The 22,658-nt window shown below is 40.3% G+C and carries 17 protein-coding genes; all 17 read left to right on the top strand.

The window, feature by feature from the left end:
• Window positions 1–14: 14 nt before the first annotated feature.
• On the top strand, window positions 15–2,996 hold the full coding sequence (locus tag AKA01nite_RS00085) for an ABC transporter permease (RefSeq protein WP_246116954.1): 2,982 nt from the start codon (window positions 15–17) through the stop codon (window positions 2,994–2,996).
• 41 nt (window positions 2,997–3,037) lie between these two features.
• Window positions 3,038–3,373 carry a thioredoxin family protein gene (locus AKA01nite_RS00080; protein WP_146922578.1) on the top strand — a complete coding sequence of 112 codons (336 nt, stop codon included), beginning with the start codon at window positions 3,038–3,040 and terminating at the stop codon, window positions 3,371–3,373.
• Window positions 3,374–3,673: 300 nt separating this feature from the next.
• Window positions 3,674–4,210, top strand: coding sequence for a glycoside hydrolase family 73 protein (locus AKA01nite_RS00075; protein WP_186805030.1), 537 nt, complete (start codon window positions 3,674–3,676; stop codon window positions 4,208–4,210).
• Between the two features lie 68 nt (window positions 4,211–4,278).
• Complete coding sequence (pbp4, locus tag AKA01nite_RS00070; RefSeq protein WP_186805029.1) at window positions 4,279–6,333, top strand: penicillin-binding protein PBP4(5); 2,055 nt, start codon at window positions 4,279–4,281, stop codon at window positions 6,331–6,333.
• Window positions 6,334–6,426: 93 nt separating this feature from the next.
• Complete coding sequence (locus AKA01nite_RS00065) at window positions 6,427–7,779, top strand: hemolysin family protein (RefSeq protein ID WP_146922572.1); 1,353 nt, start codon at window positions 6,427–6,429, stop codon at window positions 7,777–7,779.
• Window positions 7,780–7,880: 101 nt separating this feature from the next.
• Entirely contained in the window at window positions 7,881–8,456 is a 576-nt protein-coding gene (locus AKA01nite_RS00060) for a DUF2179 domain-containing protein (protein WP_246116947.1), read from the top strand.
• Between the two features lie 17 nt (window positions 8,457–8,473).
• Window positions 8,474–9,595: an ATP-grasp domain-containing protein gene (locus tag AKA01nite_RS00055; protein WP_146922568.1), complete on the top strand. Its 1,122-nt coding sequence runs from the start codon at window positions 8,474–8,476 to the stop codon at window positions 9,593–9,595.
• Window positions 9,596–10,228: 633 nt separating this feature from the next.
• Window positions 10,229–12,466, top strand: coding sequence for a DNA helicase PcrA (gene pcrA / locus AKA01nite_RS00050; protein ID WP_146922566.1), 2,238 nt, complete (start codon window positions 10,229–10,231; stop codon window positions 12,464–12,466).
• A 36-nt stretch (window positions 12,467–12,502) separates the two neighbouring features.
• Entirely contained in the window at window positions 12,503–14,521 is a 2,019-nt protein-coding gene (gene ligA, locus AKA01nite_RS00045) for an NAD-dependent DNA ligase LigA (protein ID WP_146922564.1), read from the top strand.
• Between the two features lie 22 nt (window positions 14,522–14,543).
• A complete protein-coding gene (locus AKA01nite_RS00040; RefSeq protein ID WP_146922562.1) occupies window positions 14,544–15,719 on the top strand; it encodes a CamS family sex pheromone protein in 1,176 nt (391 codons plus the stop codon).
• Between the two features lie 39 nt (window positions 15,720–15,758).
• Window positions 15,759–16,064, top strand: a complete 306-nt coding sequence (gene gatC, locus AKA01nite_RS00035; RefSeq protein ID WP_146922560.1) for an Asp-tRNA(Asn)/Glu-tRNA(Gln) amidotransferase subunit GatC — start codon at window positions 15,759–15,761, stop codon at window positions 16,062–16,064.
• Window positions 16,061–17,530 (top strand): Asp-tRNA(Asn)/Glu-tRNA(Gln) amidotransferase subunit GatA, encoded by a 1,470-nt coding sequence (gene gatA, locus AKA01nite_RS00030; RefSeq protein ID WP_371860838.1) that lies wholly within the window; start codon window positions 16,061–16,063, stop codon window positions 17,528–17,530. Before gatC ends, gatA begins: the two co-directional genes overlap by 4 nt.
• Window positions 17,531–17,532: 2 nt before the next feature.
• Entirely contained in the window at window positions 17,533–18,966 is a 1,434-nt protein-coding gene (gatB, locus tag AKA01nite_RS00025) for an Asp-tRNA(Asn)/Glu-tRNA(Gln) amidotransferase subunit GatB (RefSeq protein ID WP_146922555.1), read from the top strand.
• Window positions 18,967–18,995: 29 nt separating this feature from the next.
• A complete protein-coding gene (locus AKA01nite_RS00020) occupies window positions 18,996–20,009 on the top strand; it encodes a diacylglycerol kinase family lipid kinase (RefSeq protein ID WP_146922553.1) in 1,014 nt (337 codons plus the stop codon).
• A gap of 99 nt (window positions 20,010–20,108) precedes the next feature.
• A complete protein-coding gene (gene rlmD, locus AKA01nite_RS00015; protein WP_146922551.1) occupies window positions 20,109–21,500 on the top strand; it encodes a 23S rRNA (uracil(1939)-C(5))-methyltransferase RlmD in 1,392 nt (463 codons plus the stop codon).
• 648 nt (window positions 21,501–22,148) lie between these two features.
• The gene (locus AKA01nite_RS00010) at window positions 22,149–22,469 is read left to right on the top strand and encodes a DUF6442 family protein (RefSeq protein WP_146922549.1); all 321 of its coding nucleotides are present in this window, start codon (window positions 22,149–22,151) and stop codon (window positions 22,467–22,469) included.
• A partial coding sequence (locus tag AKA01nite_RS00005) for a helix-turn-helix transcriptional regulator (protein ID WP_146922547.1) occupies window positions 22,457–22,658 on the top strand: 202 nt, incomplete at its 3' end. The genes AKA01nite_RS00010 and AKA01nite_RS00005, both read left to right, overlap by 13 nt.

Below are 22,658 nucleotides of genomic sequence, written 5' to 3'. Positions count from 1 at the left end.
GATGAGGGTTGGAAGTGAAAAAAAGCGCATTATGGAAAGACACATTCAGAGAAATCACGCGAAGTAAAACCCGTTTTCTGTCTATTTTTGCAATCATTCTGATCGGAGTGGCCTTTTATGCCGGATTAAGTGCAACCGGGCCGGTGATGAACGATACGGCTGATTCATACTATGATGAACAGAATTTAAGCGATTTACATGTGTTTTCGACCATGGGACTTGCAGATGAAGACAAAGAATTACTTGACTCAGTTGAAAATGCCGAAATCAATTATCTTTATACAAAAGATGTCATTTTAAGTGGAACGGGTTTGACCTCAAAGGTATATGGATGGAATGAAAATCTGGAAAACGTCAATACGTTAAAAATCATTGAAGGGCGATTGCCGGAAGCAACTGATGAAATAGCCTTGGATCATACTAGTAATTATGCTGATGAGTATGCTATAGGTGACAGTGTGACGTTTAATGAAGATTCCTCTGACGATCAGGATGATGTACTTACTGAGCGTACTTTTGAGGTTGTCGGCTTTGTGAAGAGTCCCTTATACATTGAACGTTCAAATAGAGGGAATACAACGATCGGGAACGGTAATTTAGATGGTTTTTCTGTAGTGTTATCCGAGGTCTTTGACATGGACATTTATACAGATGCACATGTCTTATTTGACCAGTCCTCACAGTATGAATCTTACACAGAGGATTATCAGTCATTTATAAAGAAAAAAACAAATGATGTGGAAGAAGTTTTTTCTGGTCGACCTGAAGAAAGGTACGACAAACTATATGAAGAAATCGAAACAGAAATAAACGACGGCTATACAGAGATCGAAGATGCAAAACAGGAACTTGAAGAAGGCCGGCAGGAGTTGAAAGATTCCCGTAATGAAATCGACGAAGGATACGCGGACTATGAAGCGGGACTGGACGAACTCGAGTCTGAAGAAGCGAATGCACGTGCTGAGATTGAAAATGAACGTGACAATTTAAATCAGGCGTTGAACGAAGTACAGGCAAATAAAAATCAGCTTAGAGAAGCTCAAAGAGAAGGTACCGCTGCTTATCAGCAGCTTCAGGCTCAAGAAGAACAAATCATCGCAGGCCTAGAGGAGCTTGATAACGCTGAAAATCAGCTGGAGCAGGAACTTACTGCATCCAGAGAAGAACTGGAACAAGCACGAGTTGAACTGGAAGAAGCTGAAGCAGATTATCAAGAAGGTTTAGAAGAATTTAAAGAAGAGGAAGCCAAAGCCAATAAAGAAATAGAGGAAGCTCAAGCAGATCTAGCAGATGCTGAAGAACAGCTGGCTGAACTGGAAGAACCGGAATATTTTGTAAAAGACAGAACATCCAATCCTGGATACGAAGAGTTTAGTGAAAATGCTGATCGCATTAGTGCAATTGCCAAAATTTTTCCAGTCTTTTTCTTTATGCTGGCTGCGCTGATTTCATTGACGACCATGACACGTATGGTCGATGAAGGCAGAAATCAGATCGGCACGCTGAAAGCACTTGGTTACGGGAACACATCGATTGCAGCTAAGTACTTTATATATGCGTTTATTGCGACCTCATTTGGTAGTGTGATCGGACTGTTTTTAGGCTACTGGTTATTCCCGAATGTGATTCTTGATGCCTATAGCACACTTTACAATCTGCCGGAAGCTCAGACGCAATTTTACTGGAACTATGCGCTGATTTCAATAATAGCGGCTTTACTGGCTACTGGATTATCTACTCTGGTGTCTGTGCGTTTATCTTTACGCAGCAATGCGGCAACCTTGCTGCGACCAAAAGCTCCAAAAAAAGGGAAACGTATTTTCTTGGAACGACTCCCATTTATTTGGAAAAGATTCTCGTTTACTCAAAAAGTATCGTCAAGAAATTTATTCAGATATAAACGACGTATGCTAATGACCCTGTTTGGTGTAGCAGGAGGAACGGCTTTACTTCTAACTGGATTTGGACTTTCCGATTCAATAGCTGATATAACAGATCTTCAATTTGGAGAAATCAATTTGTATCAGGCTATAGTAACTGAAGATCCCAATGCAACCGAGAGTGAACAGCAGTCGATTGCCAAGACTCTGGATGAGGTTGACGGTTTCGAAGAACAACTGCAGTCACTGCAGGAAAGTGTTACCGTAGAGAAAGACAGCGAAATGCGAGATGCCACCCTGCTGGTTCCAGATGACAAAGAAATGTTCAAGGACTTTGTTGTGTTGAGGGACCGAAACGACCAGTCGATCAGGTATGATTTAAAAAAAGAGGGTGCGGTCATTACGGATAAACTTGCTGATCTTTTGGATGTAAACATCGGAGATACGGTGGAAATGGAATGGGAAGAAGGCGAAACGGCAACAATCGATATCGCTGGTATTTCTGAACAATACGTCGAACACTATGTATACATGTCAAAAGAATACTATGAGCAGGTCATCGATGAAGATATTTCTTATAATACGAGTCTGCTTAAATATGAAGACTCGATCAACGAAGATGAACTGGGTGAAAAACTGACAGAAGAAGATGGTGTCCTGGGCATAACATTCGTTTCTTCTATAAAAGAAGAATTCCAGGACTCAATGGACAGTTTGGATATCGTTACAGTTGTTTTGATCATTTCAGCTGCCTCACTCGCTTTTGTCGTTTTGTATAACCTGACGAATATAAATGTGTCTGAGCGCATCAGAGAATTGTCTACCATCAAAGTTCTCGGCTTTTATGATAAAGAAGTAACAATGTATGTCTACCGTGAGAACTTTGTACTGACGGTCATGGGTATCCTTGTTGGTTTTGTACTGGGGATTTTCATGCACCAGTTTGTGCTGCAGACAGCAGAACTGGACGTTATGCGATTTGTCGATCAGATTGCCTGGTCGAGTTATCTCTATTCATTCCTGTTGATGTTTTTCTTCAGTAGTTTAGTTATGATAGTCATGCACTTTAAATTAAAGAATGTTGATATGGTGGAAGCACTGAAAACGCAGGATTAATTTACACGTAAGAATAATGATCTTAAAAAGGGGTGGAAACAATGGAAGGATTTAAAGAAGCAGATTCACTGAAAGAGTTACAAACATTCGTTAAAGATAATGACTTAGCCTTATTATATCTGTATGGTGAAAATTGTTCTGTATGTCATGCGGTTTTACCCCAGATCAAGCCGATAATTGAAAGTTATCCGGAAATCGTGTCAATGCAGGCAGATGTGCAGAAACTGCCGAATATCGCCGGAGAGTATACAGTGTTTACTATTCCGGTCGTATTACTCTTTGTAAATGGACAAGAAGTGATGCGATTTGCGAGATTTATAGAAAAAAATAAAGTGAATGAACAACTGAAAAAAATTACAGAAGCACTGAAAGGTTAAAACACAAAACTCTCTTCAAAACGTGAATTTATTTGGCTGGAAAACGGTCATTTACAAATTTTCACACTAGAAGGGAGTTTTAAATTTCTCCGTTTTTAAAAGAATACTATAGTTTAAAATCTACTGGGATATCATATAATGTGTTAAAATGACTATAGACTGAATAGGATTGTAATAACAATAGACGAATAGAGAATTATAGATAAATATTAAATAAAAGATAAAAAAAGATAAGGAGGATAAGTTCTGAGCTACAGGAAGAAAAAATACCGGTCACCCGTTCTAAAACTTCTGATTGTTTTGACACTGACTTTTTTTGGTACAATAGCTCTGATTGGTCAGACAATAGAGAAAGATACAGAAAGAGAAACAGACTGGACAAAAGAGGAATTTATAAAAGAAGTGGCTAGTTATGTTGTCCCTTTAAAATCATCTCACGGGATTAGACCGAGTGTGGCGATCGCCCAAGCTATTCTGGAATCAAACTGGGGTCAGAGTGGGTTGTCTCGTCAGGAAAATAATTATTTTGGCATAAAAGGGCAGTCAAATGGGCGTCAGTACAAAACACGAGAATATGAGGAAGAATGGACAGAAGTCTTTGCTTCTTTTAGAAGTTACCCTTCCCTTGAAGCATCTGTCCGTGATTACGCCGAACTTATCAGTGGCGGAACAAAGTGGAATCCCAAGCTATACAGAGATGTGCAGGAAGCTTCCAGCTACCAAGAAGCTGCACAGGCTCTTTATTCAGCAGGATATGCCACCGATCCCTCATATCCAAAAAAAGTCATTGACATCATTGAAACGTATGATTTGGATCGTTTCGATAATAAAAATTAAATGACAGCAAGCGGCAAAAAGCAAATCAGCGAAGGAACGCCCACCTATTTATGAAAAGGAGTTCGGACGTGAAAAATAATAATCAGCGCAAACAGTCAAATAGAAAAACTATAAGAATAGCAGCAGGGGTCGTTGGTCTCCTAGTCGTTCTTCTCGGTGGTTTTTTCTTTTACCAGAACTGGAGAAAGGAACAATTAGCTAAGGAACGTAAAAATGAAGTTGAAACACTGGTGGACGATTATTTATCAGCATTAACAGAACAGCGTTTTAAAGAGTATGTCGATGTGCTCTATCTGGAATCAATTGAGACAAAAGGATACACGGATGAAGAGCTGTCTGAAAGATATGCGTCTGTTTTTCAGACGATTGGTGTAGAAACGATCGAAGTAACCAGTCATGAAATTCTCTATAATGAAGAAACTGATGATTATTCGTTCAAGTATACAACTGACATGAGCACTGTATTAGGTAATACAGGCGAAATGGATTATCAGGCAGACATCAAGGAAACAGAAGAGTCAAAAGCGGTCGTTTGGAATCATTCGCTTTTCTTCCCCGGCATGGAAAAAGGGGACACGGTCAGTCTTTCTTATTCAGAACCGGATCGCGGTTCTATTTACGACCGAGATGGAAATATGCTGGCTGGTTTAGGCGATGCTTATGAAGCGGGGCTGTATCCTAAAGTGTTGGGCGACGGAACAGAACGCGACGAACGGCTGAAAAATATAAGTAAAACCTTTGATGTTTCTTCAGAACAACTACTGGAACTGCTTGATCAGAACTGGGTCAATGAGGAAAGCTTTGTTCCATTTAAAACTGTTGACGTTGGAGAAACGCCAGAAGTAACTGGTGTCTTGTATCAAAAAATCACAGATCGGATATATCCTTTAGGAGAAGCTGCGGCGCATCTTACTGGCTATGTGGGCGAGGTATCTGCAGAAGATATCGAAAATGATCCGACTCTTAAGACTGGGCAAATCATAGGTAAAGCTGGATTAGAATACCGCTTCGACCAGGAACTCCGAGGTGAACCGGGAGGAGAAATAACGCTGGTCAACGATCAAGGCGAAACCAAAAAAGTCCTTGTGGAACAAGAAAAAATAGACGGTCGCTCCTTAAGTTTAACTATCAGCAGTGAAATTCAGACAAAGTTGTTTGAGGCATTCGAATCAGAACCGGGATCGGCGTCACTTATGGATCCGCGTAGTGGCGAGCTCCTTTCACTAGTGAGTTCCCCCTCATATGATCCGCAAAGTTTTGCAAGAGGGATTTCAACAGAAGACTACAATGCCTATAATAACGACAAAGATCAGCCATTTTTAAATCGTTTCACGGCACGCTACGCGCCTGGATCAACATTTAAAATTTTAACTTCACTCGTACTCCTGGAATCTGGGACGACAACGCCAGATAAAAAGAATACGATCGAAGGTCTCAGTTGGTCTCCGGATATAAAAGAGTTCGGAGACAGAAAAATCACACGTGTCAGTGATACGGTCACTGAGGTGGATCTTTCCGACGCACTGGTTTATTCAGATAATATCTTTTTTGCTATGGAAGCACTCGAAATGGGCTCGGAGAATTTTGTTGAGGGTATGCTGCAGTTTCCATTCGGAGAATCGTTGGAACTTCCACTTGCTATGGAACCTGCGCAGCCAGCCAATGACAATACGATCGATAAGCCGGCTTTATTGGCCGATACAGCATACGGACAGGGAGAAGTATTGATGAATACGATTCACCAGCAGACTTACTTTTCTCCGGTATTAAACAAAGGAACCTTCGTATACCCACGACTGCTTTTAGAAGAGACACAACTGAAAACAGAACCACTTATATCAGCTGAAAATGCTGAACGTGTGAGGGCGTACCTTGTAGAAGCAGTAAATAATCCAAACGGTACGTCTCACGTGCTGGACGAATTGAATTATCAAGTAGGAGCCAAAACAGGTACAGCGGAAATCGCTGGAGATGACGGCAATATTACAAATGGATTTTTGTATGCTTTTGATGAAGAAGACACCTCTTATTCCTTTGTTGGACAACTTGAAGGACAAAAAAGCGGTGATGTTATAGAACGATTTGAGCCGTTCCTGAAGTCGATATTACCTTTGATAAAATAAGTAAATATGAGAGCGAAAAGCATTGTAAGAAAGACTTTAATATGATATAGTGACTGTGTTTTTACATGATTGGAATTTAAAAGGAGACAAGTTATGAACAGCGACCCCTGGAGTATACAGCCCTTTATTGGGCCGACAGTAGTTATTGTTATTTTAATCGTATTACATGGATTTTTTTCAGCCGTTGAAATGGCTATGATATCGATCAATCCAAATAAAATAATGGAAGAATCCCTGGATGGCAGCAAAAAAGCCAAGCGCATTTTGAGGATTTTGGAAAATGCAGATGAATTCTTAACGACCATTCAAGTAGGAATGTCCCTGACAGCAGTGCTGACAAGTGGTATAACCGTATTATTGATTACGCAGATTATTGAATCTCTGACAAATCCAATTCTTTCGTCACAAGTATTTGGTTTAATCATGAGTGCCATCGTATTGACTTATGTACTTTTGTCATTCGGAAAAAAGCTTCCTAAAGCTATCGCAAAACAGAACCCGGACACGATTGCCATGAAATTGTCAGGTCTTGTTTTAGTGCTGCGATACATTTCCATGCCTATCGTCTGGCTCCTTAATATAACCATAAAAGGCATGAAACGACTTTTACCTATAGATTTTCTTACCAATGATGAAGCTATTACCCGGGAAGAATTTCGTTCTTTCATCGAACACAGTCACCAGCACGAAGTCATCGATATCGATGAGTTTTCAATGCTCAAAGGTGTATTATCGCTGGATAACAAAATTGCACGCGAAGTCATGGTACCTCGAACAGATGCTTTCATGCTTGATTATGATGACCCGAACGAAGAAAATATAGAAGAGATGCTGGAAACACCGCACTCACGCGTTCCTTTGTATTTTGAAGACAAAGATAATATCCTTGGTATCGTTCATGTCAAAAATCTCTTACAAGCGTCGAAACATAAGCCTTTGTATTCAATCGACTTGAAAGCAATCAGTAACCGCCCCTTATTCGTACCGGAAACAATTTTCATTGATGATCTGATTTTTCAAATGAAAAAGACACAGAATCAGATGGCTATTTTAAATGATGAATACGGTGGTGTCGTAGGTATCGTTACGCTGGAAGATCTACTGGAAGAAATCGTTGGAGAAATAGACGATGAATACGATGAATCAAATAGTCTAATCGAACAAATCGATGAAACTACTTATAGTGTCGATGGCTCAACACCGCTTGATAAATTCAATGATTACTTTGATTTGTCGATCGATTCAGAAGATGTTGATACGATAGCTGGTTATTTTATAACCGGATTTGGAAGTATACCCAGAGAACAGGAAAACGCATACATCTGTGTTCAGGACTTTTGCCTGACCGTTGATAAAATGGAAGGCTCGAGAATCTCCACACTTATTCTTGAAACAAACAAACAAAATGATGATACTCACATAAATTTCAAAAATGAGCAAGATTAACAAGTGTAAGCACATTGATTACTAACGATTAGGCTGAGACAATATTCAATGTCTCAGCTATTATTGCATAATGAATGAGATTTCAATACAGGAGTGATACATTGAATTTTAACTGGGAAATAATTCTAACAATCTTTGTAATCAACGTCGTGTACGTTACTTTGAGTACGTTAAGAATGATGTTGACGATGAAAGGCTATCAGGCAGTTGCGCCCTTTATTGCAATGATTGAAGTGGCTATTTATGTTGTAGGATTGGGACTTGTTTTAGACAATCTAGATAATGTAATGAACATTATTGCTTATGCAGTCGGTTTTGGTACAGGAATATATGCGGGAATGAAAATAGAAGATAAACTGGCACTCGGTCATATACTCGTTACGACCATTGTCCCGGAAAATGGCTGGGAAGTTGCCGAAGAACTGCGTGGAGAAGGTTTTGGAGTGACAATCAGTCAGGCCCATGGCAGAGAAGGGAACCGCTATGTCCTTGAAATCTTAACACCACGGTCAAATGAAAGAGGATTATACCGCCTGATCCACGAAATCGAGCCAAAGGCATTTATGGTTTCTTATGAACCGAGGTATATAAATGGAGGTTTCTGGACAAAACGAATGAAGAAAAACAAAAAGCAAGTAAAAAACAAGCCACTGGAAAGTCCTTTTGATGAAAAATGACCATGGAGTGAAAAGTAATGACAAATTGGATTAAACCGGGGAGTACAATCGGTATTATTGGAGGCGGCAGTGTTGGGCGGTTATTGGCTCTTTCTGCTAAAAAGTTAGGGTACTATGTCCGCTTGCTGGATCCTGATGAAAAATGTTCAGCTGAAAACGTAGCTGACTGGTTCATCCAGGCAGACTTATCAAATGAAACTGCCTGCATGGATCTCGCTTTAAAGAGCGACGTCATTATTTATGAATCTGATGCGTTTCCTTCAAGTATGGTGGAGACGATGAAAAAGACAGTAGCTGTGCCTCAAGGCGAAGAATTGCTTGCTGTTTCTCAAGACCGTATGCTGCAAAAAGCATTCCTGGAATCCGTGAAAGTTAACATTGCACCTTTCGCAACCATCGTTTCATTGGATGATATTAGGGAAGCTGTGAAGAGTATCGGTTTTCCATGTGTTTTGAAACCCAATAGTACTGATGAGCGGTTCAAGTCAAACTACGTCCTATTTAATGAAGAGGATATCGAAGCGTCAAATGACTATCTCTCTAGAGGAACCTGTGTACTTGAAGCTTGGGTGCCATCCGATAAAGAAATCTGTCTGGCTCTGGTCAAAAACAGCGAGGGGGACATTTCAACCTTTCCCATAACCGAAATGCAGTATCAGAGTGACAAGTTTTATCAGGCAATTGCTCCGGCGCGTTTAAATGATGAAACGGAGCAGGAAGTAAAACGGATCGGCCATACGATTGCAAGTAAAATAGATTTTGTAGGGGTCATGGCAATCGAAATTTTTTCCACAGGCAGTGGCGCACTATATGTAAATGAAATCATTGCCCATCCTCATCGGGCTCTGCATTATACATTCAACTATCCCCACTTTTCACAATACGAAGCTTTGATCAAGGCAGTCACTGGCTGGCCCGTAGAAGTGGATGAAATCCTTTCTGATACACTGGTTATGAAACTGATGAAAAATGATGAAAAAAAACTGGCATTCACCCAGGCACAGATTAAGCCAGACTGGCTATTTACATTCTACAACAGCAACCTCTCTGAGGGGGATAGAGAAGAGTTAGGACATGTAGTAATAAGAACGAGCCAGCTTAAAAAAACATTGGAACAGTTGTCAGATATCTTTGATTAAACAAAACATCCATTAAAAAAATTAAGTCAGAAAAATAACGAGGTCATCGCATAGATGATCTCTTTTTCTTTGAGCTCGTTTAAGTGAAGAAGATGAAAATAGTGAAGTTTCGACAGATAAATAGGATTAGTGGCTTGAACCAGCCGAACATCAAAAAAAATCCTAGTTTACCATAAGGTTTATGTTTGAGTAAGGACTTTTTAAATAGACATTTTTCGGCCCGGCGAAAAATACCTTCTTTTATTTGGTGAAGGGTAGAGTTGGAGCTTTGCTTAAGCAGTTTTGTTTTTTAAGGACAAAACTAGTTGAAATAAACCAGTAGCTTAAGCAGTCATTGAAATAATAGTTAAAACCCCTTAAGAGTGAGCCTAAACTTAAGCAGTTTAACATTTTTTCGTCTCGACTTCTTAAGATAACTGAAGAAGGCTCTTTCAGAAGGATGATTTTGCCAGTTTACTTTCAAAATCGTCTACATTAACGTAATTCATTACTATCGTTTAAAGATTTTAATAATGACATTAAGAAACAATCACCAATCGATATTCTGCATAAACTCTATTAAGAGTTATGGAAAGAGAATGTTGGTTTCTGTTATAATATAAGAATGTATGAACACCTGAAAGGATGAAAACAGTGGTACTGCGAGAAGATATTTTACAGGGGATGAACCCGAAACAAAGAGAAGCGGTGGCGCACACGGATGGCCCCTTACTGATCATGGCTGGAGCAGGATCCGGAAAGACACGCGTGCTGACCCACCGGATTTCTTATCTGATTCAAGAAAAAGGCGTAAATCCGTGGAACATATTAGCGATCACTTTTACAAATAAAGCGGCATCCGAAATGAAAAACCGGGTAGCGTCACTCGTTAAAGATGGCGGGCGCGATGTCTGGGTCTCGACATTTCATTCGATGTGTGTTCGTATTTTAAGAAGAGAAATCGACCACATTGGCTACAGCACAAACTTTACGATTGCTGATCCTGGAGAACAACTGACACTTATTAAAAAAATACTGAAACGACAAAACATCGATCCAAAAAAATACAATCCGAGAGCGATCCTGTCTGAAATCAGCAACGCAAAAAACAAGTTGCAAAATGAGAAAGAATTCAGGGTTGAAGCAACGGATTATTTTGGCAAAATCGTAGCAGATTGTTATGATAGTTACCAGCGTGAACTTAGACAATCTGAGACACTGGATTTCGATGACCTCATTATGCTGACTGTTCGTCTATTTGAAGAACACACAGATGTTTTAAAATACTATCAGACAAAATTCCAGTATATTCATGTGGATGAGTACCAGGATACCAACCATGCCCAGTACAAACTCGTCAACCTTTTAGCAGCAAGATTTAGAAATATCTGTGTGGTAGGCGATGCTGACCAGAGTATTTACGGCTGGCGTGGCGCTGATATGGAAAACATTTTAAACTTTGAACGAGATTACTCTGATGCGACGGTCATATTACTGGAACAGAATTATCGCTCCACCAAGAATATTTTGAAAGCGGCAAATGATGTCATATCCAACAATTCAAAACGAAAAGATAAGCGTCTTTGGACTGATAGAGATGGCGGCGAGTTTATTACTTACTACAGGGCAGGAAATGAGCACGAAGAAGCACGCTATATCATTCAGAATATAAAAAATGAACTTGAAAAAAATCCAGATCGTGAATACGGAGATTTCGCAGTACTTTACCGTACCAATGCACAGTCTCGAGTCATGGAAGAAACCTTGATCAAGACAAATATTCCTTATCGAATGATCGGCGGCCATAAATTCTACGACCGGAAAGAGATCAAAGATGTTTTGGCATACCTTACACTGATCGCTAATCCAAAGGACAACTTAAGTTTTGCTCGTGTCGTCAACGAACCCAAACGAGGGATCGGCGCAAGTACAGTGGAAAAACTTGCACTGGCTGCAGAAGAAATGGGATGGAGTCTTTATGATGCGGCTTTGAATGCAAGCAGCATCAATTTATCCACTCGTGCCGCCAAGAAAGTTGAAGGCTTTGCTTTGATGATCCAGGATTTCAGAAAGATGGCTGAGTTCCTGACCATAACTGAACTGACTGAGGAAGTTCTTGACAAGTCAGATTACCTGCCGACTTTGAAGAAAGAACGGACACTGGAAGCCGAAACACGGATCGAGAATATTGAAGAATTTCTGACAGTAACGAATCAGTTTGATAAAGAAGAGCAGGAAGATGACAGCCTGATAGCCTTCCTTACAGACCTGTCACTTATTTCAGATATAGACAAACTGGAAGAAGAACCGACAAGCGAAGTTACCTTGATGACTTTACACGCTGCCAAGGGCTTAGAGTTTCCGATCGTATTTCTTATCGGCATGGAAGAAGGACTTTTCCCGTTATCACGAGCTGAAATGGATGAAGATGAACTGGAAGAAGAAAGACGGCTGGCTTACGTTGGCATAACACGTGCCGAAGAAAAACTCTTTCTCACGAATGCCATGTCTCGTGCCTTATACGGTCGTGTGCAGTCAAATCGTCCTTCACGGTTTCTAGATGAAGTCGACGATAATATTTTAAATATAGAAGAATCCAATTCATTGAAGCCTTTTTCAAGCAGTACTTACAAAGGCTTTGGCAATCAGGCGAATGACCCCTTCGATAAAAAGACGAAGAAAAGAAAGAAGTATGTGACTCACGCAACAGGAAACAGTGGAGCAGAAAAACTGGACTGGCAAGTTGGTGAGAAGGTTAAACACAAAGTGTGGGATATCGGAACAGTTGTAAAGATCAGTGGTGAAGGAGATGACCTGCAGCTGGATATTGCTTTTCCTGGAGTAGGAATCAAACCTTTACTGGCAAGTTTTGCACCGATCGAAAAAATATAGACTGTTAAAAAATCTTAATGCAGAAAGGACAAGACAATGGCTGAAGATGTAAGTTTTGATCAAGCGAGAAAACGAGTCGATGAACTGATTCTTTTACTTGACCAGTATAGTCACCAGTATTACGTTATGGATCAGCCGACTATTCCAGACGAAGAGTATGATCGCTTATACAGAGAGTTAGTTGAACTGGAAGAAAAGTATCCGACCCTGGTTCAAAACGATTCACCGACTCAGCGTGTTGGCGGTGCTTTACTGGAAGGATTTTCCAAAGTACAGCACGACACACCAATGCTGAGTTTAGACAATGCTTTTTCAAAAGAAGAGCTTCAGGAGTTTGACCAAAGAATTTCTAAAGCATTGGATTCTGCCTATGCATATCAGTGTGAACTGAAAATGGATGGACTGGCCGTTTCTCTTAAATATGAAGAGGGTAAATTCAAACAAGCCGTTACACGAGGAAACGGGACAGAAGGTGAAGATGTCACAACGAATGTGAAAACGATCCGTTCTATACCTTTGAATTTGAAAGAACCGCTGACACTTGAAGCGCGCGGTGAAATATACATGCCAAAAACTTCTTTCATTGCACTGAACCAAAAACGTGAAGAACAAGGCGCTGCCGTTTTTGCCAATCCGAGAAATGCAGCAGCAGGGACGATCCGTAATCTGGATCCAAAAGTGACGGCATCAAGGAACCTCAGTGTTTTCTTGTACTCACTTCCCAGGCTGGAAGGAAAAGCAGTCGACAGTCAATCCGGTGCCTTAAATTTGATGGATGAACTCGGCCTTAAAACGAATCCGGAGCGACGTGTCTATGAGTCGATCGAGGATGTATGGGACTTTGTAGAAGAGTATCAGAATAAAAGATCCGACTTGCCATATGAAATCGATGGCATCGTTATTAAAGTAAATGAATTAACAAATCAGGAAAAACTCGGTTACACAGTCAAAGCACCAAAGTGGGCGATTGCATATAAATTCCCGGCAGAAGAGGCAGAAACTCGTCTGCAGACAGTTGAATGGTCCGTGGGGCGAACTGGGGTAGTAACACCTACAGCTATTATGGACGCCGTTCAACTTGCCGGTACAACAGTCCAAAGAGCCAGTCTTCATAATGTAGACCTTATGAAAGAAAAGGATATCAGACTGGGTGATACTGTCGTGGTGCGTAAAGCCGGCGACATCATACCAGAAGTGATAAAGGTTGTTAAAGACAAGCGACCGGATGACAGTCAGCCTTATGATTACCCAACGCATTGTCCAGTGTGCGGAAGTGAACTAATGCATTTAGAAGATGAAGTAGCTTTAAGATGCATGAATCCCGCCTGTTCTGCTCAGGCTAAGGAAAAACTGTCTCATTTTGTTTCTCGTAATGCCATGAATATTGATGGACTGGGTGAACGCATCGCTGAACAAATGTATGATGAAGCGCTCGTTGAAAGTCCGGCTGATTTCTATTATTTAAAAAAAGATCAGTTGCTGAAATTGGATAAAATTGCAGACAAATCAGCAGAAAATTTGCTTAAAGCAATAGAAAACTCCAAAGAAAATTCTCTGGAACGCCTTATATTCGGCTTGGGAATCCGGCATGTGGGGACGAAAGCAGCCCGCTTACTGGCCGAAGAATTTTTGACCATGGAAGGTTTACGGCAAGCGTCAAAAGAACAAATCGAGGCAATCGAAGGTATGGGAGAAGTCATTGCAGAAAGCATTCGAGCGTTCTTTGCGCTTGAAGAAGTGGACCATTTACTGAAAAGGCTGAAAGAAGCAGCTGTCAATATGGAATATAAAGGGAAACGAAAAGAAGAAATCGAACAAAAAACAACATTTTTTACAGATAAAACAATCGTCATCACTGGTAAACTCGAAAAGTTTACACGCAGTGAATTGAAAGAAAAACTTGTAAATAGCGGAGCAAAAGTCACAGGGAGCGTGTCAAGAAATACTGACTATCTGATTGCCGGAGAAGATGCCGGCAGCAAACTGGACAAAGCTAATGAACTCAGCATCCCTGTGCTGAATGAACAGCAAGTCCTTGAGGAGATTGATGAATGATTAAAAAAGAGAGTGAGAGCAAATGAAAAAGAAAACCATGCTGGGTTTAATACTTGCTCAAACTTTGTTCCTAGCAGCCTGTAGTAATCCAGCAGAAGATGGTGCGTCAGAGACAGGACAGGAAGATAACCAGATGGAAGAAAGCGTAAAAGGGCAAAATGAAACAACCATCATAAAAGAGCAGATCGATTCAGATTATTACCGCCCTGTCATCACAGAAGAAGGCACATACGCCCCAAGTGAAAACAGAGGAATCACACGCAATTTGAATTCAAATGTGAATATGCGTATGTTTGAGATCGATTTGATGCGTCATTCGCAAAAGTATTTTTCTACAGAAGAACATTTTTTCCAAGAAGGTCAGTACCTGTCTGCTGATCTCGTTACAAACTGGTTGAAAAGAGAAACAACAAATCAAGAAGACGAGGAAACTGATGAACAGATGCAGGGATTAAATCCACCTGCAAGTGACAATAAGGATGCTGGCGAACGAGAGCCGATTGTCTTGAATTCGATACTTGAACAAAATTATTATATAGAAACAGATAACGGGCTCAAACTCGCAGGCGTCAGCATAGGTCTGGCATTAAACTCAGTGGATTATTACCAGCTCGAACAATATGAGCCAACCTACCAGCAGGAAATCCCTCGAGAAAGAGTTCTGGAAGAAGGAAAAAGAATCGGAAACGAAATCGTCTCCCGTATCAGAAATGTTGCGGGTCTGGAAACGATCCCCGTAATGATCGGCTTATATGAACAATCGAGCCGGGATGATCTCGCTCCAGGAACTTTTATTGCTGAAGGACTCAGCGAGGGCAGTGAATCAGAGGTCTCTGACTGGAATAAAATCAATGAAGAACGTGTCATCTTTCCACTAGAAGGTATGCAGAGTGCCGAGGGGAACAACTTTGCCAACTTTAGATCAGAAGTCGAAAGTTTTTTCCCTAATATTAGTGGCGTGACCGGGCTTGCTCATTATATCGAAGAGCAGATCGTCAATCTGGAAATCAATGTGACCACGCAGTTTTACGGTAAAGGAGAAATTATTGCCTTTACGCAATTCTTAAATGAAGCGGGTAAAACGTATTTGCCTGCTAATGTACCGACTCAAATAAACGTAGAATCTCTGAATGGTTTAGAATCTTACCTCAATCGCGAGGGTAACCAGGATGAGTACGACGTTTATATCTTTAATTAATAATTTCAACATGATAAAAGAAGTGGGAGGAAGGGTTTTATGGCTATAAACGAAGAAACGGTCAAGCATGTGGCTAAACTTTCAAAACTTGAAATAGATGAAGAAACCATACAGACATTTACTGAAGAAATGAACCAGATCGTCGAAATGGTTGAAGTGCTTGAGGAATTAGATACAGAAGGTGTAGAAGGAACATATCATGGTCTCCAGCAAACAAATGTCTGGAGAGAAGACAAAGCAGTAAAAGGGACAGATAGAGAAGAACTATTTAAAAATGTAAAAACCCAAAAAGATGGATACATTGAAGTTCCCGATATGTTCGATAACGGGGAGGGACAAGCCTGATGAATTTTTTAGATTACACTTTAGAAGAGTTGCATGAAAAACTAGTGAATAAAGAATGGACAGCTGTCGAACTGATCGAATCGGTTTATGAGAAGATCGAAGAGACAGATGAAAAAGTTGGAGCATTCCTTACGCTAAATAAAGAAGAAGCACTTGAAGCAGCAAGAGAAGCAGATAAAAATGGTATAGATCCAAACAATATTTTGAGTGGTTTACCCGTTGGGATCAAAGATAATATTTCAACCAAAGGTGTTCGTACAACAGCGGCTTCTAAAATGCTGGAAGACTTTGTTCCGGTGTATGACGCAACAGCTGTAGAAAAGTTGAAACAGGCAGGGATGATTTCTGTAGGAAAACTGAACTTGGACGAATTTGCCATGGGCGGATCGACAGAAAATTCTGCTTTGAAAACAACACGTAATCCGTGGGATCTCACTAAAGTCCCTGGTGGATCTTCAGGAGGGTCAGCCGCGGCTGTTGCTGCCGGACAAATCCCAGTTTCTCTTGGATCAGATACAGGAGGATCGATCCGTCAGCCGGCATCTTTCACGGGACTTGTGGGGATGAAACCGACTTACGGCCGGGTTTCCCGATACGGATTGATTGCTTTCGGGTCAAGTCTCGATCAAATTGGTCCTTTTACACGCACAGTGAAGGACAACGCGCTTGTTTTAAATGCAATCAGTGGTACAGACGATAAAGACTCGACTTCTTATCGTGGAGAAACACCTGATTTCACAGAAAATATCGACAAAGGTGTTAAAGGTCTTCGCATCGGTGTACCAAAAGAATATTTCCATGAAGACGCTAAAGAAACAGCTATCGTAAGTTCCGTACGTCAAGCACTCGACGAGTATAAAAAAATGGGTGCTGAAATCGTAGAAGTCAGTCTGCCTCATTCAAAATACGGTATTCCAGCTTATTACATTATCGCCTCTTCAGAAGCTTCAAGTAACTTACAGCGATTTGATGGTATTCGTTATGGCTACCGTTCTGAAAATATTAATTCATTAGAAGATATTTATGTTAAGTCCCGTTCAGAAGGCTTCGGGATGGAAGTGAAGCGTCGTATCATGCTTGGTACCTTTTCACTAAGCTCCGGTTTTTATGATGCTCATTTCAAAAAAGCGGCACAGGCACGTACACTTATTCGTCAGGATTTTGACAAAGCCTTTGAACAAGTGGATGTTCTGGTTGCCCCAACGACAACCTCCACAGCTTTTGAAATCGGTGGGAAGATAGAAGACCCCTTGGCAATGTATATGGCTGATGTTTTAACTGTCCCTGTGAATCTGGCAGGGGTTCCGTCACTTTCCATACCTTGTGGCTTTTCAGAAGGACTGCCTATCGGTATGCAGATCATCGGGAGACCCTTCGATGAACAAACGATCTACAGGACTGCTTATGCCTATGAAAAAGCAACAAACCATCTTACCAAAAAACCAGTATTTAAAGGAGGAGAATAAGGATGAATTTGGAACCTGTTATTGGATTAGAAGTACACGTGGAGTTAAAGACTGAGTCCAAAATGTTCTCCCCATCTCCAGCCCATTTTGGAGCTGAACCGAATACGAATACCAACGTTATTGACTGGGGACATCCTGGCGTATTGCCGGTCGTTAACAAACAGGCAATAGAATATGGAATGAAAGCGGCACTCGCTTTAAACTGTAGTATTGCAAATCACACAAAGTTCGACCGTAAAAACTATTTTTACCCGGATAATCCAAAAGCTTATCAGATTTCTCAATTTGACGAACCTATTGGATATGAAGGCTGGATCGAGGTTGAAGTCAAAGGTGAAAAGAAAAAGATACGCATTGAACGTGTCCACCTTGAAGAAGATGCCGGTAAAAACACGCACGGTGAAGATGGCTCTTCTTATGTCGACCTTAATCGTCAGGGAACGCCTTTGATAGAAATCGTTTCAGAAGCGGATATGCGCTCACCTGAAGAAGCTCAAGCTTACCTTGATACGATCAAACAGCTGGTCCAGTTTACGGGTGTATCAGATGTGAAAATGCAGGAAGGGTCGATGCGCTGTGATGCCAACCTGTCTTTAAGACCTGTTGGCCAGGAATCTTTTGGAACAAAAACGGAACTTAAAAACCTGAACTCGTTCAACAATGTGAGAAAAGGTCTGGAATATGAAATAACTCGTCAGGAGAAAATACTGAATGCCGGTGGAGCGATCCAGCAGGAGACCCGACGTTTTGACGAAGCGACAGGTGAGACGATTTTGATGCGTGTGAAAGAAGGGTCAAGTGACTACCGTTACTTCCCGGAGCCTGATATTCCAAACCTGGAAATAAGTAACGAGTGGATCGATGAAATCAGAACATCACTTCCAGAAATGCCAGAAGAACGACAAAAGAGATACGTGAAAGACTATCAGCTGCCCGAATATGATGCCATCGTTTTAACTGCCACTGTGGAAATGTCTGATTTCTTCCAGGAAACAGTTCAACATGGCGCAGATCCAAAGCAGGCATCCAACTGGTTGATGGGAGAAGTTTCAGCCTATTTGAACAAAAAACAGATGGAAATCGATCAGACAGCCTTGACACCTAAAGCGCTCGCTGAGATGATCAATTTGATTGCAGATGGAACGATTTCTTCAAAAATCGCCAAAAAAGTATTCAAAGAACTGATTACCAAAGGCAGTGAAGACGTGAAAGCACTTGTTGAAGAAAAAGGCTGGGTTCAATTGAGTGATCCCAAAGTACTGCTGCCTATTATCATGGAAACACTTGACCAAAACGAACAGTCTATCGAAGACTACAAAAACGGTAAAGACCGTGCGTTAGGCTTTCTGGTTGGAAACGTTATGAAACAAACAAGAGGAAAAGCTAATCCTGGCGTAGTCAATAAACTGTTAAAAGAAGAAATGGATAAACGCTAGGAGCGATCTGAAAAGGGGGTGGATGTACGGTGAAAAAACGCGCACGATTGATTTATAATCCGACATCCGGTCGTGAAACACTAAAAAGGCAACTACCAGATATATTGAATGAATATGAAAAAGCAGGATATGAAACCAGTACCTTCTGTACGACGCCGGAACCTTTGAGTGCACAGAAAGAAGCAGACCGGTGTACTGTAGATGGGTTCGACTTGATCATAGCTGCAGGTGGTGACGGCACGATAAATGAAGTGATCAACGGGATGTCACCACATTCAAAGCATCCAAAGCTTGCGATCATACCATCAGGGACGACGAATGACTACGCGAGGGCACTAAAAATACCGCGATATGATTACGTTAAAGCAGCACAGCTTATTCATAAGAATCAAACGGTCCATATGGATATCGGCAGAGTCAAAACAAAATCAGATGATAAGTATTTTATGAATATTGGAGCAGCTGGTTTTTTGACAGAAGTTACTTATGAAGTGCCGGCTAACATGAAATCTTTGTTTGGCTCACTGGCCTACTTTGTAAAAGGGGCAGAACTGCTTCCTCGCGTAGGTAAAGTTCCAGTCAAAATCACTTACGATGACGGTGTTTACGAAGGGATCGCCTCATTGGTGTTTGTTGCTTTGACAAATTCTGTGGGGGGATTTGAAAAAATCGCTCCCGATAAAACTCTAGGCGACGGTAAATTCACTTTGATTGTTGTGAAAACCACTAATTTTGCAGAAATCCTGCGTTTGATTACGATGCTGATGAATGATGGCCGACATATACAGCATCCAAAAGTACTATACGAAAAAACGAGCTACGTTAAAGCTGAAACACAGAATAACCAGCAGCTCATGATAAATATCGACGGTGAATACGGCGGCGATGCGCCTGCTGAATTCACGATGTACCAGCAGCATTTAGAAATCGTGACCGATCTTGATCGAATGCATTTATCTATCAATACGCGTGATTTGATGGCCGAAGAAAAAGAAGAAGAGTTCAAGAAACGTGTACGTGAATTTGAAAATAAAGATGATTAAAAAAAGCGCGCAGCCTAAAAACTGTGCGCTTTCGTCTTGTCACTAAAACCTGTATACTTTGTATAACTAAACCATGCAACTTAGAAAAAGGAGAAAAACATGAGTAACCATAAAAAGAAATTCGAAGCGCCAGTAGAAAAGAACAAAACCTATCAGGGAGAAATCAATGATTTGACCCATGAAGGGCTGGGAGTGGCTAAAATCGAGCATTACCCTATATTCATTGAAGGGGCCTTAACAGGCGAAACTGTCGAATTCAAAGTGATCAAAGTAGGGAAGTCATATGGCGTCGGCAAGCTGATTAAAATCATCAATACCAGTCCCGATCGCGTAGAAATAAAAGACAAGGCTTACGCACAATCAGGAACCATGCCCCTGCAGCATCTTACTTATGAAGGTCAGCTTAAATTTAAAAAAGACCAAGTGGAAAACGTTATGCAGAAAATAGCCAAACTGCCTGATATGCCTGTTCATGACGTCATGGGGATGGAAAATCCTTTCGGCTACCGTAATAAAGCCCAGGTCCCTGTCAGAAAAATCAAGGGAAAATTGGAAACAGGAATCTACAGAAAAAACAGTCACGACTTGATCCCTATGGAAGACTTTAAAATCCAAGACCCGGAAATAGACAAGGCAATTCTGACCGTTCGGGATATCATGCGAACCTATGGCGTCAAACCTTACAACGAAAAAGATAATACAGGCAACCTGCGCCATATCCTTGTCCGACGGGGTTATCATACTGGAGAAATGATGATCGTTCTCGTGACACGTACACCAAAACTGTTTCCGATCAGTAAAATCGTTCCGGACATCTTGGAAGAACTGCCGGAGGTTGTCAGTATCGTTCAGAATGTGAATCCAAAAAAGACAAACGTTATTTTAGGGCAGGAAGCTATCCTGCTTCATGGGGAAGACAAGTATCACGATAAACTTCTGGATCACACGTTTGAAATCTCTCATCGTTCATTCTTCCAGGTCAATACCTCGCAGGCTGAAGTGCTCTACAGCAAGGTGCTTGAGTTTGCCGAACTGACAGGTGAAGAAACTGTCATCGATGCTTATAGTGGTATTGGCACAATCTCACTTGCTTTAGCTGAAAAAGCCAAAAAGGTCTATGGCATTGAAATCATTGAACCAGCAGTTGAAGACGCTAAACGAAACGCAGAACTCAACGGAATAGAAAATGTCACCTACCATGTCGGTGCAGCAGAAGACGTAATGGTGGAATGGAGCAAAGAAGGCCGCTCCGCTGACCTAGTCGTCGTTGATCCGCCAAGAAAAGGACTGGATCAGCAATTCATCGACGCTGTTCTTGAAATGCAGCCCAAGAAGATGATTTACGTCAGCTGCAACCCTGCTACACTCGCACGCGACCTGGCCCTGCTGATAGAAGGCGGCTACACCGCAGAAAAAGTGCAGCCTGTAGATATGTTCCCGCAGACGAGCCATGTGGAGTGCATTGCGTTGATACAAAAGCAAACTATATAGAAATCCTGAGATTCAAGCACTTTTATGACCATTTTGTCTTTACAAAAGATGAGCATAATTTCAAGAAAAAAGAGCTGAAAAAGTATTTCGATGTTTCAGTGGTTGTTAACCTAGAGTGTGGAGATACAAGGAAGTGATAATGGAAAAATTATAAAATGCGATCAATATTACTTTTAATATTTATGTCAGTTGTTTTTTGGATTGTAGCAGGGATGTTTTTATCCAGTATAAATAAGTGTATTAACTATCCAATCACAATTATAGTTTTTATAATTGGATTGTTTTATATTAAAAAACATTATAATTAAGGCATATTCTTTATATTATATGGCATTAGTTTAAATAATTATAATTTCATATCTAAATAAGAAAAGATGAATTTAAAGAAATCATCTTTTTTTATGCTCAAAATCAGGGTGATGATTCAATTGAGTAATATATATATCAGGAAATGAAGTTGTAAATCAAGTAGGGTAAAAGTATTTTAGTGGTATTGTCTTACTGAAGTAATAGATAAATAACAAAAATAGGATCGTATAGATAATATATGAAATTTTAAAATAAATCATATTGATATATATAAATCGTTGACAAGTTTACTTGGCTAAAATATAATATAGACAAGTAAACTTTGCAAGGAGGATTTTTATGGAAAAAGATGAAATCTTAGAAAGAGCTAAAAAAGAAAATTTGTTTAATGATGAAGCTAAAAATTATAAAGCTCAAAAAGGGAGTCAATGGGGTTTAGGAGCAGCGACAATAGGTATACTTATAATTATGATTATCAAATATATAAATGATAAAGATTTCATTCATTTATTTACTATATATGGAGTATATATAGGTTTTGAATATTTAGGAAAATATTTTGCTAATAAAGAGAAAACAGATTTAATTAGTTCAATTGGTGGACTATTAATTGCTATAGGACCTTGTTTGATTTGGATGGTTAATTTATGGAGCAATTAATATTAAAAAATAGATTAAAGGAAACAAGAAAAAAGGCTAAACTATCTCAGCAAAGATTAGCTGATATGGTTGGTGTTTCTAGAAATACTATAAGTTCAATTGAAACTGGACAATTCAATCCTACTGCTAAATTAGCATTAATATTATGTATAGCTTTAGATAAGAAATTTGAAGAACTATTTTACTTTG

This window comes from Alkalibacterium kapii, assembly GCF_007988865.1.
GTDB lineage: Bacteria > Bacillota > Bacilli > Lactobacillales > Carnobacteriaceae_A > Alkalibacterium > Alkalibacterium kapii.
The sequence above is the reverse complement of the archived record's forward strand: the minus strand, read 5'-3'. Positions and strand labels throughout refer to the sequence as shown.